This is a genomic window from Actinomyces sp. HMSC08A09 (assembly GCF_001807465.1).
Classification (GTDB): domain Bacteria; phylum Actinomycetota; class Actinomycetes; order Actinomycetales; family Actinomycetaceae; genus Actinomyces; species Actinomyces oris.
The window spans coordinates 1-16,123 of record NZ_KV789120.1; the positions used below are offsets into that span (position 1 = coordinate 1).

Genomic DNA, 16,123 nt, shown 5'->3' on the forward strand with positions numbered 1-16,123 from the left:
GGCCGCCTCCCCTCCCGGGAGGCGGCCGACGCCGTTCTTCGCCTGCGGGGGCGTGCCAGTCCCCGGGGCCTGCCCGGGGACCGCCCGAGTCCTCCACGGGGGCATCTGCCCATGGTCCGCGGGGTGCCGCGCTGGCTACGGTGAAGGCGTTGGTGGTGCACCGAATGGGGGAGGGGAGTGGAGAAGCCGGTTGTCCCCGTCCTTGTCTCTCCCTCTCGCAAGGACGGGGACGACCTCTCCGCCTTGTGAGAGTCCCGGACAGACCTCAGCTGTTCTTGACGGGGATGTCGGTGAGGCGGAAGGCGAAGTCGGCGACTTCTTTCCATGCTGCGTGGTCGAGGGTGACGGTGTCGCCGCCGGGGTCGGGCCAGATGACGCAGACGGTGGTGGTACCGGCCTTGATAGTGGGAACGAGCTCGAGCTCGGTGAGGGGGACATGGGTCTTGAAGCCGGCGTCGAGGTAGTCGGCGGGGTAGATGCGCTCGCCGCCGGCCAGGAGGGTCAACCCGTCGGAAGAGAACTCGGTGGCCTCGTTGCTGCCGTCCTCGCTGCGGGAGTTGGAGAAGAGAACCTCTTTGTCGCCGAGCCAGATCTCGAGGCCTCTGGGGGTGGAGCCCTTCTTCGCGCTGATGGTGGTGTGGAGCTGGCCGAGGAGGTAGCCACCGGTGCGGGTGACGTGGTCGATGGTGATGGTGAGCTGGTCGTCGCCACTCTCACTTTTGACAGTGACGCCTTCAGATCCCTTGGCGACCGGGCCCTTGGTCTCGGGCAAGGAACCGGTTCCGGCGGACGGGGCAGTGTTCGTGGACGTGGTGCCGCCGGTGGGGGTCAGGGTGATCTCGACGCGTCGGTTGACGGCCCGTGCCTCGTCACTGGTGTCCTTGACCTTGGGCTCGGACTCGCCCTTGCCCGAGACGGATGTCTGCCACTTGTCGAGCGTGGTGAGCTGTGCGAGCCTGGTCTTGACCGCGTTGGCTCGTTTCTCGGAGAGGGTCTGGTTGTAGGCGTCGTCCTGGACGTCGTCAGTGTGCCCCACAATGGACAGGGTCCCACCGTTGGGGTGCTGCTCGAGCTGGCCGGCGACGGTCTTGAGCTGGGCGTCGGCGGCGGAGGTGAGGTCGGCTGAGTCTGAGGCGAAGGTGACGTCGCTGGCGAGGGTGACGGTGATGTCCTTGCTTCCGGTGTGGGTGCTGGTGGAGTTATCCAGGGCTCGTGCGAAGCGCTCAATGGGCACCGGGGCTTCCAGCGCCTCGTGGGGTTTGGCCTTGTCTCGGGAGTAGCCGATGGTGGCGACACTGTCAAAGGCCTTGTCCATGGCTGCAAGGTCAACGCCGGAGGCGGTAGGGGCGTCCTTGCCCACGACGTCGACAGTGACGAAGCCGGCCTGGGGGACGAAGACGGTGACCTGCTTGGCATCCACCGCCCCGAAGAGCACGAAGCAACTGGTGGACTCGCCCGGCTTAAGTGCCAGCTTGTTGTAGTTGTCCTTGACCTTGTTCTCCACACCGGTGGTGGCCACCCACACCCGGTTCGTGGACAGGTCCAGCGGGCGCACCCCGGTCGCACCCCAGTCGAAGGGCGAGAGCCGATTGCTGCTGGGGCGCGACAGTGGTCGGGTCGCCTCGAAGGTGTCGGTGTACTCATTGCCTGAGGAGTACACGGCCTGGGCGATGTCCTTGACTGCGGCGTCGTCCTTGGCCCGCGTCAGTCTCAGGGCCAGGACGGTGGTCTTGTCGTCGCGGCGCACCAGTGGTGAGACCTGGAACCCCAGGTGATGACCCATGACGTGAGCGTCGAGCTCCTGCCAACCCTGAGGCGCCGCCGACGCCGCAGGCACGGCCGCCCCTGACGCCCCACCCGCAGAGGCCGACGCCGAAGTCGGGCCGGCCTGATGCCTCGACTGCCAGGGCAGCTTGCACCCGGCCAGCATCGGCAACCCGACACCGGTCAGAATTGCTCCGGAGAGAAACACACGACGACGCATGGCTGCGGGTCCTTTCAGCTGTTCTTGATGGGGATGTCGGTGAGGCGGTAGGCGGTGTCGGGGGTTGAGTACTTGCCTTCGGGGTGGTCGAGGGTGATGGTGTCGCCGCCGGGGTCGGGCCAGACGACGCAGATGGTGGTGGCTCCGGTCTTGAGGTTGTCCACAAGACGTAGCTCGGTCAGGGGGAGGTGGTGGTCGACGTCGGCGTCGTTGTAGTCGGCGGGGAAGATGCGCTCGCCGTTGCTGAGGAGGGTCAGGCCGTCGCTGGCGTAGAAGGTTGAGATGGCGCCGCTCTCGGAGCGTTGGTTGGTCAGTGCGGTTTCGGGGTCGTCGAGCAGGGGGTGCAGTGGTGCGCCGGTGGATCCGTCCTTGACGGTGCAGGTAACGGTGCCCAGCAGGTAGCCGCCTTTGCGGGTGACCTGGTCCAGGGTGATGGTGACATCCCCCTGGGTGTTGAGGCCCTTGGTGGTGAGGGTGACGCCCTCGGATCCCTTGGCGACGGGGCCCTTCGGCTCGGGCAGCTTACCGCCACCACCGCTGTTGGTGGGGGTGGCGGTGCCGCTGTTCTTGGGGGTGGTGCCGCCGGTGGGGGTCAGAGTGATCTCGACGCGTCGGTTGGCGGCCCGGGCCTGGTCGGTGGTGTCCTTGATCTTGGGCTCGGACTCGCCCTTGCCGGACACGCTGGTTTGCCACTTGTCGAGCTTGGTGAGCTGTTCGAGGCGGGTCTTGACAGCGTTGGCGCGCTTTTCGGACAGGGTCTGGTTGTAGGCGTCGTCCTGGACGTCGTCGGTGTGCCCCACGATGGTGAGCGTCCCGCCATCGGGGTGCTGGCCCAGCTGGCCGGCGACGGTCTGGAGCTGGGCCTCGGCGCCGGAGGCGAGTTCGGCGGAGTCGGAGGCGAAGGTGACGTCTGATGCCAGGGTGACGGTGATGTCCTTGCCTCCGGCGTGGGTGCTGGTGGAGTCGTCCAGGGCGCGGGTGTAGCGCTCGATGGCGACGGGGTCGGCGAGCTCGGGGACGTCGTTGGAGGACTGCTTGAGTGCGGCCTGGGCGATGGACAGGTCGATCTTGGCTTTCTTGGCGTCTTTGGCGTCCAGGACTGAGACGGTGGTGAAGCCGGCCATGGGGACCATGACGGTGACGGTGTCGGTGTCGACCTTGCCGAAGGACAGGTAGGAGGTCATGTCCTCGCCGGGGGCGAGCTCGAGGAACAGTCCGCTGCCGTTGACGGCGCTCCACACGCGCCCCGAGGCGGTGTCCAGGAGCTTGACCAGCGAGGCCCCGGTACCAGCACGGAAGGGGCCTGCTCCCAGGTAGTCGGAGATGCTCAGCTTGTTGTCCTTGCTGCTGTAGGAGCTGGCGTCGACGGCGTCGATGGAGGCGTCGTCGGATGCGCGGGTGAGCTTCACGGCGATGTAGGAGCTCTTGTCGTCCTGGCGGACGACGGGGGAGACCTCCACACTCACCTTGTGGCCCATGATGTGACCGTCGAGCTTCTGCCACTCGGTGCTACCCGCCTGAGCCGGAGCGCTGGCCGAAGCAGATCCCCCGGCCGAGGCTGTGGAGCCCGACGGTGAGGCCGATCCACCCTTGTCCTTGGAGACTCCCGGCAGGTCACACCCGGCCAGTACCGGCAACCCGAGTCCCGCCAGGGCCGAGAGAACCACGAAGGACCGACGAGACGGTGCCGAAGGAACACAAGAAGAACCAGACAATGCGGGCAACACAAGAACTCCTTCATGGGTCCGCCGAAATTACTCAACGACCGAGAGTAATCATAACGTAATCATTACAGCAAGCGGGGCTCCCCGGGTACTCCCCATCGCTCCCCGGGTACTCCCCATCGCTCCCTGGGTACTCCCCATTGCTGCGTGGGGAGCATGTGAATCCCCTGGGGTCCCCGTAGAGCACCGGGTACTGCACAGTATTTCCCCGTGGGAGTCTCCCCATTTATCGAATGATGAGTGCTGCATAGAGTCTCGGTATTCCTCAGGCCGACATGGCCTGATCGAGAGCAACGGAGGTTCCATCATGATGACTGCTTCGAAGCGAATCCTGGCCGCCATGAGCGCCATTGGCGTGGCGGCAACCCTGGCGTCCTGCCAGCTGCCAGGAGGTTCGGGGGCGAACGGGGAGGGTGCGTCGGCGTCCGCGTCCGCATCGAAGTCGGCGCAGGCCGGGGGCGGCGGTCATGGCGCGGCCATTGAGTCTCATCCCACGACCGTTGACAGTAAACCCGGGACTGTCTCCCTGAACTCCGTGTCCGGGGCGGGAACCACGATCACCGTCATGTTCTCCGTGACGAATAATGACAAGAAGAACGACATGTGGATCTACGACTCATTCTCCGACGGAGACGACTCGGTGCCTCAGCCCAGTGGAAAGGCGAGCCCGGGAGGGAGCACGAACAACGCTGACGGGCTGACGCTCATTGAACCGTCCTCCTCAAGCATCTACCGCGTCTCCTACGACTCCCAGGGCGGCTGCCTGTGCTCCAGCGACCTCACGGAGTACATCAAACCCGGTCAGACGATCGCGCTTCAGGCGACCTTCACCGGTGTGCCGGCCGAGGCGAAGAACGTCACCATCACCATCCCGAATGGAGGGACCTTCAGCAACGTGGCGGTGACCCGATGAGACGGCAGATGAATGGGGGATGGGCAAGGGGCGCCACGTCTCGGCCTCGGTCAGGGGTGCTTGCCGCCGCGGTCGTCGTCGTGTGGGCAACATCGTGGTCAGTGTCCGCCTCGGCTGCTGCTGTACCCGCAGCACCGCAAGCGGGCCGCCCGTTGGCGGCTGCGAGTAACAGCGCCACAGCCGACCCGACGACGATCACCAAGCAACCGGAGAGCGCCGGGCCGGGCAACCCCCGGGTGGCTCAGACCGTGGACCGCGTCGTCACGCCGGTGTCGCGTTCGAGCAGCTCGGACAGCGCGGTCACCTACTCCTCGGACGGCCAGACCACGGTGGCCTCACTGTCCGGAGACGTCACCTTCGACGTCGACTCCTCGGCCCTGACCGACCGCGCCAAGCAGGTGCTCGACGAGATCGTCAAGCGCTGGAACGGTAAGCCGCCCGCCACGGTCACCGTGGTGGGGCACACGGACTCCGTCGCCGACGACGCTCACAACCAGACGCTCTCCGAGCAGCGGGCCAAGGCCGTCGCCGACTACCTGACCTCCAAGGTCCCCTCCCTGAACGTCCAGTCCTCCGGCAAGGGGGAGAGCGAGCCCGTGGCTTCCGAGACCAACGCGGACGGCAGTGTCAATGAGGCGGGCAAGGCCGCCAACCGTCACGTCGATGTGCGGTGGGGCTAAGTGCGCAAAATTGTCCCGTGGGGTCACGCCACTGCGAGCATCCATGCCAACCAGGCTCCTAGCGACAGATAGGGGCCGAAAGCAATGAGTGTCTTGCGGTCCGCCAGGCGACAGGCCATGAGCGCTACGGCGATGAAACCACCGATGAAGAATCCGAGGATAATGCCCATCGCGGCATAGGTTCCGCCGAAGTATCCGAGCCACAGGCCAAGAACCGCACACAGTTTCGCATCACCCAGGCCCATGCCCGATCCGGGCAGCAGCACCATGGCCCCCACGATGACTCCGGCACTCACTGCGCACAGGATGGACCTGAGGATCGCCCAGCTTGCTTCGGGGAGGGGCGTCCCCGTGGTCGCGTTGAACAAGCCAAGAGCCAGCGTCGCCGTGCCGGTCCACATAGCGGCCTGAGCGAGAAAGTGATTGGGGAGGCGGTGGCACACGGCGTCGACGCTGCATGCTGTGCCGAGCAGCGCCACGATGGGAAGAGCGACGATCGCCTCGCCCCATGCCCCGGCAGCCGCTCCCCGCATGAGCGTCGCCGCGCACAGGGCGGCGGCCAGAATGCCCTGAGAAGTGGGAGTCAGCAGCCACAGGGCACGGAGTTCTCGCGGCTTGGCGGTGGCGTCACGGGATGAGGCGGCCCCGGTCCGTGCCCTGGCCTGGTCCAGGTCGGACACATACCGGCGGGCGAAGGCTGAGGCTGGGCGGGTGACGACTGCGATGGCTGCGCCGCCAACGGCGATGGTGGCCAGTAATGCGGAGACGTTCACCTCCACACTCTCGCACGTTCGCTACCTTCGAGGTGGGGAAAAATGGAGAAGACTCATGCGTGTCTCGCGTCCTCCATTGAGTCCTCGGCCGTCGACATCAGTGTGCCCGCGCCTGTCCACACGGTCCTTCGGCGTGTCCAGCACCACGCCCTCACCTCGCCCTCCGCCCTGGCGCCCTGACGCGGCGAACGGGTAGCCTGGCCGACGGTGCCCGCAGACGGGTCACCGCATCTCCATTCCGTTCCCAGCGACGTCGGCTTCGTCCAGGCCTCAGGTCTGCTCGGCTCAAGTGCGACATCGTGACGCGGGTCTGCCGCGGCGGGAACCGACGGGCCCCTGACTGCGGGGCTCCGGACGTCGTCTTCGGGCTCGCCCCGATCCCGGCGGGCCGGCCCTCTCCGCGGTGGCGTGCGCCGTCGAGCCACCAATGGGGGAGCGGCCCGGCACGCAGGCAGCAGCCAGATACAGACTCACGTCCCCATGGAGAATCAGTAGTGCCTACCATTCAGCAGCTGGTCCGCAAGGGCCGCTCGACGAAGCGCTCCGCGTCCAAGACGCCGGCGCTCAAGGCCAGTCCGCAGCGCCGTGGCGTGTGCACCCGCGTGTACACCACGACCCCTAAGAAGCCGAACTCAGCCCTTCGTAAGGTCGCCCGTGTGCGCCTGTCCACCGGTATCGAGGTCACGGCCTACATCCCCGGTGAGGGCCACAACCTCCAGGAGCACTCCATCGTGCTCGTGCGCGGTGGTCGTGTGAAGGACCTTCCCGGTGTCCGCTACCACATCGTGCGCGGTGCCCTCGACACCCAGGGTGTCAAGGGCCGCCAGCAGGCACGTTCCAAGTACGGCGCCAAGAAGGAGAAGAAGTAATGCCTCGTAAGGGTCCCGCACCCAAGCGTCCGCTCGTCGTCGACCCCGTCTACGGCTCGCCGGTCGTCACCCAGCTCGTCAACCGCGTTCTGCTGGACGGCAAGAAGTCCACCGCCGAGCGGATCGTCTACGGCGCCCTGGAGGGCGTGCGTTCCAAGACGGACCAGGACCCGGTCTCGGTCCTCAAGCGCGCTCTGGACAACATCCGCCCCGCCCTGGAGGTCCGCTCCCGTCGCGTCGGTGGCGCCACCTACCAGGTGCCCGTCGAGGTCCGCCCCGGCCGCGCCACCACCCTGGCGCTGCGCTGGCTCGTGGACTTCTCCCGCCAGCGCCGCGAGAACACCATGACCGAGCGTCTCATGAACGAGATTCTCGACGCCTCCAACGGCCTGGGCGCCGCGGTCAAGCGCCGTGAGGACATGCACCGCATGGCCGAGTCCAACAAGGCCTTCGCCCACTACCGCTGGTAGTGCCGGAATCAGCTCCGTACCCCACACGAACGAAGGACACCACCAGTGGCACTTGACGTGCTGACAGACCTCACCAAGGTCCGCAACATCGGCATCATGGCCCACATCGATGCCGGTAAGACCACCGTGACAGAGCGCATCCTGTTCTACACGGGCATCAACTACAAGATCGGCGAGACGCACGACGGCGCCTCGACGATGGACTGGATGGAGCAGGAGCAGGAGCGCGGTATCACCATTACCTCCGCGGCCACCACCTGCTTCTGGAAGAACAACCAGATCAACATCATCGACACCCCCGGACACGTGGACTTCACGGTCGAGGTCGAGCGCTCCCTGCGCGTGCTCGACGGCGCCGTGGCGGTCTTCGACGGCAAGGAGGGTGTGGAGCCGCAGTCGGAGACGGTGTGGCGCCAGGCGGACAAGTACAACGTCCCGCGCATCTGCTACATCAACAAGATGGACAAGCTGGGCGCGGACTTCGACTTCTCCGTCCAGACCATCCGTGACCGCCTCCACGCCACCCCGATCGTCCTCAACTTCCCGATCGGCGCCGAGAACGACTTCTCCGGCCTCGTCGACGTCCTGGAGATGCGGGCCATCCGCTTCCCCGAGAAGGACGCCGACGGCAAGGAGACCCGCGGCTCCGTCGTCGAGTACGAGGAGATCCCCTCCGAGCTGGTCGCCAAGGCCGAGGAGCTGCGCGCCCAGCTGGTCGAGACGGTCGCCGAGGCCGACGACGCCCTCATGGAGAAGTACCTCGAGGGCGAAGAGCTCAGCATCGCCGAGCTCAAGTCCGGCATCCGCAAGCTCACCGTGGCCGGTGAGGCCTTCCCGGTCCTGGCCGGGTCCGCCTTCAAGAACAAGGGCATCCAGCCCGTGCTCGACGCCGTCCTGGACTACCTGCCCTCCCCGCTCGACGTTCCCGACGTCGAGGGCCACGCCGTCGGTAACGAGGAGGAGGTGCTCACCCGTCCGGCCGACGAGAAGGCTCCCTTCTCCGCCCTGGCCTTCAAGGTGGCCACCCACCCCTTCTACGGCAAGCTCGTCTACGTGCGCGTCTACTCCGGCAAGGTCTCCCAGGGTGAGATGGTCCTCAACGCCACCAAGGGCAAGAAGGAGCGCATCGGCAAGCTCTTCCAGATGCACTCCAACAAGGAGAACCCGGTGGAGGAGGCCCACGCCGGCCACATCTACGCCTTCATCGGCCTCAAGGACGTCACCACCGGTGACACCCTGTGCGCCCAGGGCTCCCCGATCGTCCTGGAGTCCATGACCTTCCCGGCCCCGGTCATCCACGTGGCCATCGAGCCCAAGACCAAGGGCGACCAGGAGAAGCTGGGTGTGGCCATCCAGAAGCTCTCCGAGGAGGACCCCACCTTCACCGTCTCCCTCGACGAGGAGACCGGCCAGACCGTCATCGGCGGTATGGGCGAGCTCCACCTGGACGTGTTCGTGGACCGTATGCGCCGCGAGTTCAAGGTCGAGGCCAACGTGGGTGCTCCGCAGGTCGCCTACCGCGAGACCATCCGCAAGAAGGTGGACAAGGTCGAGTACACCCACAAGAAGCAGACGGGTGGCTCCGGCCAGTTCGCCAAGGTGCAGATGAGCTTCGAGCCCCTCGTGGCCGACGAGGCTGCCGAGACCGCCGACGGCGAGAAGGCGCACTACGAGTTCGCCAACGCCGTCACCGGTGGCCGCGTGCCCCGCGAGTACATCCCCAGCGTGGATGCCGGGGTCCAGGACGCCATGCTCACCGGTGTCCTGGCCGGCTACCCGATGGTGGACATCAAGGCCACCCTCATCGACGGCGCCTACCACGAGGTCGACTCCTCCGAGATGGCCTTCAAGATCGCCGGCTCCATGGCGTTCAAGGAGGGTGCCAAGAAGGCCTCGCCGGTCCTCCTCGAGCCCGTCATGGCCGTCGAGGTCCGTACTCCCGAGGAGTACATGGGCGACGTCATCGGTGACCTCAACTCCCGTCGCGGCATGATCGCCTCGATGGAGGACGCCGTCGGCGTCAAGGTCATCCGCGCCAACGTGCCCCTGTCGGAGATGTTCGGCTACGTCGGTGACCTGCGCTCCAAGACGCAGGGACGTGCCGTGTACTCCATGACCTTCGACTCGTACGCCGAGGTTCCCAAGAACGTCGCCGACGAGATCATCGCCAAGGTCAAGGGCGCCTGACGCCCTGCCTCCGGGGTCCGCACCGGCTGCACGCAACCGCGGCGGACCCCGGCCCGACGGCGCCCCTCGGGTGCCGACCGGGACCCAGTTCAGTAAGATTTCCAACATCCACCAGTAGAGACTCTCGACGCCCGGGCGGCTAGCATGTGTGCTAGTCGAATCCCGACGAAGAGAACTACCCGAGTCCCAGGAGGACACCAGTGGCCAAGGCCAAGTTCGAGCGGACCAAGCCGCACGTCAACATCGGAACGATCGGTCACGTCGACCACGGTAAGACGACGCTGACCGCTGCGATCTCCAAGGTTCTGCACGACGAGTACCCCGAGCTGAACCCCTTCACCCCCTTCGACGAGATCGACAAGGCTCCTGAGGAGCGTCAGCGCGGTATCACCATCAACATCGCGCACGTCGAGTACGAGACCGACAAGCGCCACTACGCGCACGTCGACGCCCCCGGGCACGCCGACTACATCAAGAACATGATTACCGGTGCCGCCCAGATGGATGGCGCGATCCTCGTGGTCGCCGCCACCGACGGCCCGATGGCCCAGACCCGCGAGCACGTCCTGCTCGCCCGCCAGGTGGGCGTCCCCGCCCTCCTCGTGGCCCTCAACAAGTCCGACATGGTGGACGACGAGGAGCTCCTCGACCTGGTTGAGATGGAGGTGCGCGAGCTGCTGTCCTCCCAGGACTACGACGGCGACGAGGCTCCCGTCATCCGCGTCTCCGCTCTCAAGGCCCTCGAGGGCGACGCCGAGTGGGCCGGCAAGATCAAGGAGCTCATGGACGCGGTGGATGACTTCATCCCCACCCCCGAGCGTGACATGGACAAGCCCTTCCTCATGCCCATCGAGGATGTCTTCACCATCACCGGTCGCGGCACCGTCGTCACCGGTCGTGTGGAGCGCGGCAAGCTCCCGATCAACTCCGAGGTCGAGATCCTTGGTATCCGCGAGGCCCAGAAGACCACGGTCACCGGTATCGAGATGTTCCACAAGCAGATGGACGAGGCCTGGGCCGGCGAGAACTGCGGTCTGCTCCTGCGCGGCACCCGTCGCGAGGACGTCGAGCGCGGTCAGGTCGTCTGCAAGCCCGGCTCCATCACCCCGCACACCGAGTTCGAGGGCCACGTCTACATCCTCACCAAGGACGAGGGCGGCCGCCACAACCCCTTCTACTCGAACTACCGTCCGCAGTTCTACTTCCGTACCACGGACGTCACCGGTGTCATCACCCTCCCCGAGGGCACCGAGATGGTCATGCCCGGCGACACCACCGAGATGACCGTTCAGCTCATCCAGCCCATCGCCATGGAGGAGGGCCTCGGCTTCGCCATCCGTGAGGGTGGCCGCACCGTCGGCTCCGGCCGCGTCACCAAGGTCATCAAGTGACCCACTGACGCTCCGCGCCTCCGCGTAGCACCAGACCTCCCCGGTCAGAGCAGCCGCTCTGACCGGGGAGGTCTTTTTTGTGTTCCACCATGGGCAATGGCGCGGCCTACCGCGAATATGAATAGAAATGTGAATGACACTATTTCCTAGTTTTTGTGATACCGGCGTAATGAATGGTGTCGCAATGCTATAACGGACGATTTCAGATCCATCACCGATCCCGTATTGCCCGATTTCGTCAACTAGGTTATCCACTGTCACCAGGCACCTGGATGTCGACGCCCATTTACGGGCGAGCCCAGTGCCGTTGAGTTCTCATGAAGTGGAGTGTTTCCTTTGCTGCGTCGTCGTGCCATCCTGCCTCGCCTGCGTAAGCTCGTCGCCGGCGCTGCGGCACTCACCTGCGTCGCAGCGGCGCTTGTGGGCACTGAGCAGCCTTCTGCCGGAGCGGCCCCGAGGGGGCTTCCAGCCGATGCGCTTCCGGCGGTCTTCGCCCAGGGCGGTACCAGCTGGTACCGGGACACCATCCAGTGGCTCCAGTGGGCGGACTATGACAGCAACTTCGCCGGCCAAACCAAGCCGAATGTCCCCGTGCTCGACTACGGGCAGCGCAAGACCTTCACCAACTACCGCGACATGGGGGAGGCCGGCTATCTGGTCACCACCTGCAACCTGTCCAATCTCAGGCACATTGGCCATCAGAAGGGGTTTCCTGACGATCTTGCTCGTGGCCCGCTGGTCGCCACCATTCCCGGTACCTGGGCCGGCGACATCCTCGACAACCTCTACAACATCGGGGGCGCCGGGGGCTGGAGCGACGGCAGCTCGGAGTGGCACAGTGGTCTGACGTACCCGAGGGACTACGTCAACCACAACCAGATGGTCATTGGGCTGGCCAACGGCTACGCCTACAACGGGGACAAGACCTGGGACGGCAAGGACAAGAACGACCGCAGGGCGGACCGCACCCCCACGGGCGGATACTCGCGCATCAGCTTCGACGTCTCCTGCTCGGCGACCCTCCAGGCCCCCGACGGCAGCTCCACGCCGGTGGGTCTCAACGGTCTGGTCTTCGCCGACGCCGAGGCCTCAAACCCCGGGAGCACCAATGAGCCCTTCGACGGCGAGTGGATCCAGGCCCAGGTCCCCAACAACCAGCGAGTCACCTGGCGCCTCCTCGATGGCGGTCGTTCCAACAACTGCACCGACACGAGAGGAGGCACCGGGCGGCCGGTCACGACCCGCGCGACCCTGTCCAACGGGAACCGCACCCTGCGGTTGGACAACACGGCGCAGGAGTGCGTCTACCAGAACGGCGGAGGCTACTCCAAGCCCAACGGCATCGGCGGGCCCGCAGTGTCCATGTTCATGGAAGGGGCGACTAGCGCCACCATCACCATGCAAGGATCCGGCTACTCCGCCGTCGCCCTGGGGCTGGTCCTGGCCACCGACTTCGGGGATGCCCCCACTTCCTACGGCAGCGCCTCTGCTCTCCTGCAGCCCAAGTGGGACGGCGGTGAGGTCACGAGCCGCAACGGCTACGACCTCTTCGGCGGCCGTCTGATCAACACCACCCGCATGTACGCCTCCGGACCCTACCTGGGCTCCTTGATCGACGCCGAGTCCCAGCAGCATTTCAGCGACGGGGCCGACGGCGATGACAACGACGGCTGGTACGGCAACGACGAGGACGGTGTCACCATCCCCGCCGCAGGCATCGAAACCGCTCCGGGCCAGAACGTCACCCTCAACGCCCGTTGCAACGGAGGGGGAGCAGTCGCCGGCTGGATTGACTGGAACCACAACGGGGTGTTCGATCCCGCTGAGAAGAGCGCCCAGGTGACGTGTGACGGCAGGTCGAATGCCACGTTGAGATGGACCGTGCCCGAGGACGTCGTACGCAGCATCGACGGGGAAACCGGATCTCAGCCCCACACCTACCTGCGGGTGCGGACGGCTAAGGCAGGCGTCGACCTCAAACCCACCGGCAGCACGATGGACGGTGAGGTCGAGGACTACCGGCTCGCTGTTCGCGTCCCCACCATCCAGCTCGTCAAGAACGTCCAGGCCCCATACACCGGGCAGGTCAAGGCCCTCGGGGCCGACCAGTGGACCCTCAAGGCCCAGCAGGGCAATGGTGGGGCGGCGTCCCAGCAGGTGACCGGCAACGTTGACACCGGTATCAAGGCGGTGCGTCCAGGACAGTACGTGCTCAGCGAGTCCTCCACGAACCCCCAGGCACCGGGCTACGAGGCGAGCGCATGGCAGTGCGCCCAGACCCCCGGGACGCGCGGCAGCTGGAGCAGCTCGAGCCTGACAGGATCCAACATCCAGGTGCGGGGCACCGATCGCCTCACCTGCTGGGTCACCAACACGACCAAGCCCGGAGCGCTGTCCTGGACCAAGGTCGACCAGGACGGTCAGACACCCCTGGGCGGTACCAGCTGGACCCTGACCGGTCCCGGCGTCCCCGCCGGCACCGTCGTCGAGGACTGCCAGGCGGCGGGCTGCCGCGGCGGCGCCTACCGGGACACCAACCCGGCTCCGGGTGTCTTCGAGGTCAGTGGACTGGCGTGGGGGAGCTACTCCGTCACCGAGAGAACCGCCCCCAGTGGATACCAGCGCCTGGACAAGACCTTGGCCTTCAACGACGTCTCCGGCGCCAACCTCAAGGCTGGGCTCAAGGACACCACCGGTGTCACCAGGGGAGCCGTGACCAACCAGCGTCTGACCGGAGCCGTGTCCTGGAAGAAGCAGGACACGAGCGGACATGCCCTGGGCGGCTCGGAGTGGACGCTCAGCGGCCCCGGAGTCCCGGCCAGGACCACCGTCACCGACTGCGTCATCGCCGGTGGCAGGGGACGGTGCCCAGGCGGCCCCTACGCCGATACGGACCCCGCGGCCGGTTCCTTCACCGTGACCGGCCTGCCCTGGGACACGCGCTCCTACTCCCTGGTGGAGAAGCGGGCTCCCGCGGGATACCGGCTTGACACGACGAGCCGCAGCTTCGCCATCAAGCCCAACGCCCTCCAGTACTCCTTCTCGAAGGCCTTCACCAACGAGAAGGCGGCCACCCCCCGCTTGCCCCTGACAGGCGGACGCGGTGCGCACATCTTCCTGATCGCAGGAGCGGTCGTCTCCGCTCTGGCGATCTCCACCGGACTCCTCAGGAGGCGCCGTCACTGCAACCTCGACTGATCCGCCCACCGACCCACGCATGAAAGGTCGGAGGCGCCGGTGACGCCGTCGGACAAGACGGAGCCGTCCACCGGAGAAAGACTCCCTATCCATCTCCATACCACGCGTTCGCATCTCCCCGCGGCGCACAGTGAAAGGAAATCCCAACCCATGAAGCACAACGCCAGCACGCTGGGGCGTCGGGCTGCTGCCGCAGCCGGTGTCCTCACCCTGGCCTTCCTCGGCCTGGCCCCTTCGGCCGTGGCCACGGAAACGCCTAACTACGGCAACATCAAGACGGATGCGACGGGCTCGCTCGCCATCCACAAGCACCTCAACGGTGGTGGCAAGGACATCGGTAACCCCACCGGTACCCCGCAGAACGCGGACAGCAAGGGGGCTCCCGTCCAGGGCGTCGTCTTCACCGCCTACCCGATCACCGACATCAACCTGAAGGACCCCGCCGGGTGGGACACGATCAGTGACCTGTCCAAGGCCGGCGTGCCGGACAGCGCCTGCACCAACCCCGCCGCCCCCACGCTGGGAGCGCACAAGTTCGGCACCCCCAAGGTCTCCCCGGCCACCAACGGCGAGGGACTCGCCACGATTACGGACATGCCGGTTCAGGCCTACCTCGTGTGCGAGACCACGACCCCCGGCAACATCGTCCAGAAGGCCAAGCCCTTCGTGGTGACGGTTCCTCACCCGAACACCGCTGCGGGCGCCGACGGCCAGTGGATCTACGATGTCCACGTCTACCCCAAGAACGAGGCCATCAGCGTTGAGAAGAGCATCCAGGAGCAGAAGCTCAACGGCTACGGTGTCGGCTCCCTCGTCAAGTTCCCGGTGAGCTCGACGGCGCCGACTCTCGACGCCAAGTCCTTCTACAAGTACTTCCAGCTCAGGGACACCCTGGACGACCGCCTCACGGCGGTGACCGCCACGGAGGTCTCCCTCGAGGGTACGACCCTGGATCCCACCGACTACAAGGTGGACACCAAGGGGCAGACCGTCACCGTCACCTTCTCCGCCGAGGGTCTGAAGAAGATCAAGGCCGCCCCCGGCAAGAAGGTGTCCGCCGTCTTCCAGGGCAAGGTGACCGAGGCCCGCAACGGCGCCATCACGAACCGGGCTCAGGTGATCAGCGACACCGTCTACGCCGAGCAGCCCCCGACGCCCGAGGAGCCCCCGGCGAACCCCAACGACCCGCCGACCTCTAACGAGGTGACTTCCCGCTGGGGCGACCTGCTCATCAAGAAGGTGGACAACCACCAGCAGGGCCAGGACAAAGCCGGCCTCGAGGGCGCTCAGTTCCAGCTGTACAAGGCCAAGGACGCCTACGCCGGTACCTGCACCAAGGACAAGGAAGGCGACCCCATCGCCATCAACGGCGAGACCACGCTGACCACGGACGCCCAGGGCGCCATCAACGTCAAGGGCCTGTTCATCTCCGACTCCATCGACGGTGCGAACCGTGACAACCAGAAGGATGCCACCGCGCGCTGCTACGTCCTGGTCGAGACCAAGGCTCCGGCCGGCTACGTCCTGCCCGCCGGTGACGGCGCCGTGACCCCCGTCAAGATTGAGGTCGGTGCGGTGACCACGGACAACGTCACCATCGAGAACACCAAGCAGTCGGTTCCGGGCCTGCCCCTGACCGGTGCCAACGGCATGCTCATCCTGACCGCCTCCGGTGCGTCCCTGCTGATGATCGCCGTCGGCTCCGTCCTCGTGGCCCGCTACCGCGAGCGCAAGCAGAACGCGAACCTCGCCGCCTGATGACGACCGCTGTCGGCCGGGGCGTATGAGCCGCGGCCGACAGCCACAACCGCACGAGCCCCGCCTCAACCGCGTCGTGACCGGGTGCTGAACCCGTCTCGATCGTGAGGCCGTGGCCCGAGCGGAAACGGTGCAGGCACTCGACGGACCCCGATCCGGCGAGCGCCTGCACCGTC

General features: G+C 66.2%; 11 protein-coding genes. 8 read left to right on the plus strand and 3 right to left on the minus strand.

From position 1 onward, the window contains the following. Nucleotides 1-265 precede the first annotated feature (265 nt). Nucleotides 266-1,783, minus strand: a complete 1,518-nt coding sequence (locus HMPREF3165_RS06155) for an OmpA family protein (RefSeq protein ID WP_083303227.1) — start codon at nucleotides 1,781-1,783, stop codon at nucleotides 266-268. A gap of 215 nt (nucleotides 1,784-1,998) precedes the next feature. Next, nucleotides 1,999-3,651 (minus strand): OmpA family protein, encoded by a 1,653-nt coding sequence (locus HMPREF3165_RS06160; RefSeq protein WP_256275113.1) that lies wholly within the window; start codon nucleotides 3,649-3,651, stop codon nucleotides 1,999-2,001. A 367-nt stretch (nucleotides 3,652-4,018) separates the two neighbouring features. On the opposite strand from HMPREF3165_RS06160, the gene HMPREF3165_RS13770 reads away from it, so the two are divergent. Together HMPREF3165_RS13770 and HMPREF3165_RS06170 are read left to right on the plus strand one after the other, a co-directional pair. Next, a complete protein-coding gene (locus tag HMPREF3165_RS13770; protein WP_256275115.1) occupies nucleotides 4,019-4,621 on the plus strand; it encodes a hypothetical protein in 603 nt (200 codons plus the stop codon). Between the two features lie 101 nt (nucleotides 4,622-4,722). Further along, nucleotides 4,723-5,301 (plus strand): OmpA family protein, encoded by a 579-nt coding sequence (locus HMPREF3165_RS06170; RefSeq protein ID WP_070511594.1) that lies wholly within the window; start codon nucleotides 4,723-4,725, stop codon nucleotides 5,299-5,301. A 23-nt stretch (nucleotides 5,302-5,324) separates the two neighbouring features. Here the strand turns inward: HMPREF3165_RS06170 and HMPREF3165_RS06175 are convergent, their stop codons facing one another. Further along, entirely contained in the window at nucleotides 5,325-6,074 is a 750-nt protein-coding gene (locus HMPREF3165_RS06175; protein WP_256275117.1) for an A24 family peptidase, read from the minus strand. 494 nt (nucleotides 6,075-6,568) lie between these two features. On the opposite strand from HMPREF3165_RS06175, the gene rpsL reads away from it, so the two are divergent. The 6 genes from rpsL to HMPREF3165_RS06205 all read left to right on the plus strand — a co-directional run bounded on the left by rpsL (nucleotide 6,569) and on the right by HMPREF3165_RS06205 (nucleotide 15,947). Next, a complete protein-coding gene (gene rpsL, locus HMPREF3165_RS06180) occupies nucleotides 6,569-6,943 on the plus strand; it encodes a 30S ribosomal protein S12 (RefSeq protein WP_003786082.1) in 375 nt (124 codons plus the stop codon). Beyond that, nucleotides 6,943-7,413, plus strand: a complete 471-nt coding sequence (rpsG, locus tag HMPREF3165_RS06185) for a 30S ribosomal protein S7 (RefSeq protein WP_003786052.1) — start codon at nucleotides 6,943-6,945, stop codon at nucleotides 7,411-7,413. Before rpsL ends, rpsG begins: the two co-directional genes overlap by 1 nt. A gap of 45 nt (nucleotides 7,414-7,458) precedes the next feature. Beyond that, nucleotides 7,459-9,600, plus strand: coding sequence for an elongation factor G (gene fusA / locus HMPREF3165_RS06190; RefSeq protein ID WP_009405721.1), 2,142 nt, complete (start codon nucleotides 7,459-7,461; stop codon nucleotides 9,598-9,600). A gap of 200 nt (nucleotides 9,601-9,800) precedes the next feature. Continuing rightward, entirely contained in the window at nucleotides 9,801-10,991 is a 1,191-nt protein-coding gene (gene tuf / locus HMPREF3165_RS06195) for an elongation factor Tu (protein ID WP_003789287.1), read from the plus strand. Nucleotides 10,992-11,327: 336 nt separating this feature from the next. Beyond that, nucleotides 11,328-14,189, plus strand: coding sequence for a CshA/CshB family fibrillar adhesin-related protein (locus HMPREF3165_RS06200; protein ID WP_070511598.1), 2,862 nt, complete (start codon nucleotides 11,328-11,330; stop codon nucleotides 14,187-14,189). 150 nt (nucleotides 14,190-14,339) lie between these two features. After that, complete coding sequence (locus tag HMPREF3165_RS06205; RefSeq protein WP_070511600.1) at nucleotides 14,340-15,947, plus strand: SpaH/EbpB family LPXTG-anchored major pilin; 1,608 nt, start codon at nucleotides 14,340-14,342, stop codon at nucleotides 15,945-15,947. Nucleotides 15,948-16,123 lie beyond the last annotated feature (176 nt).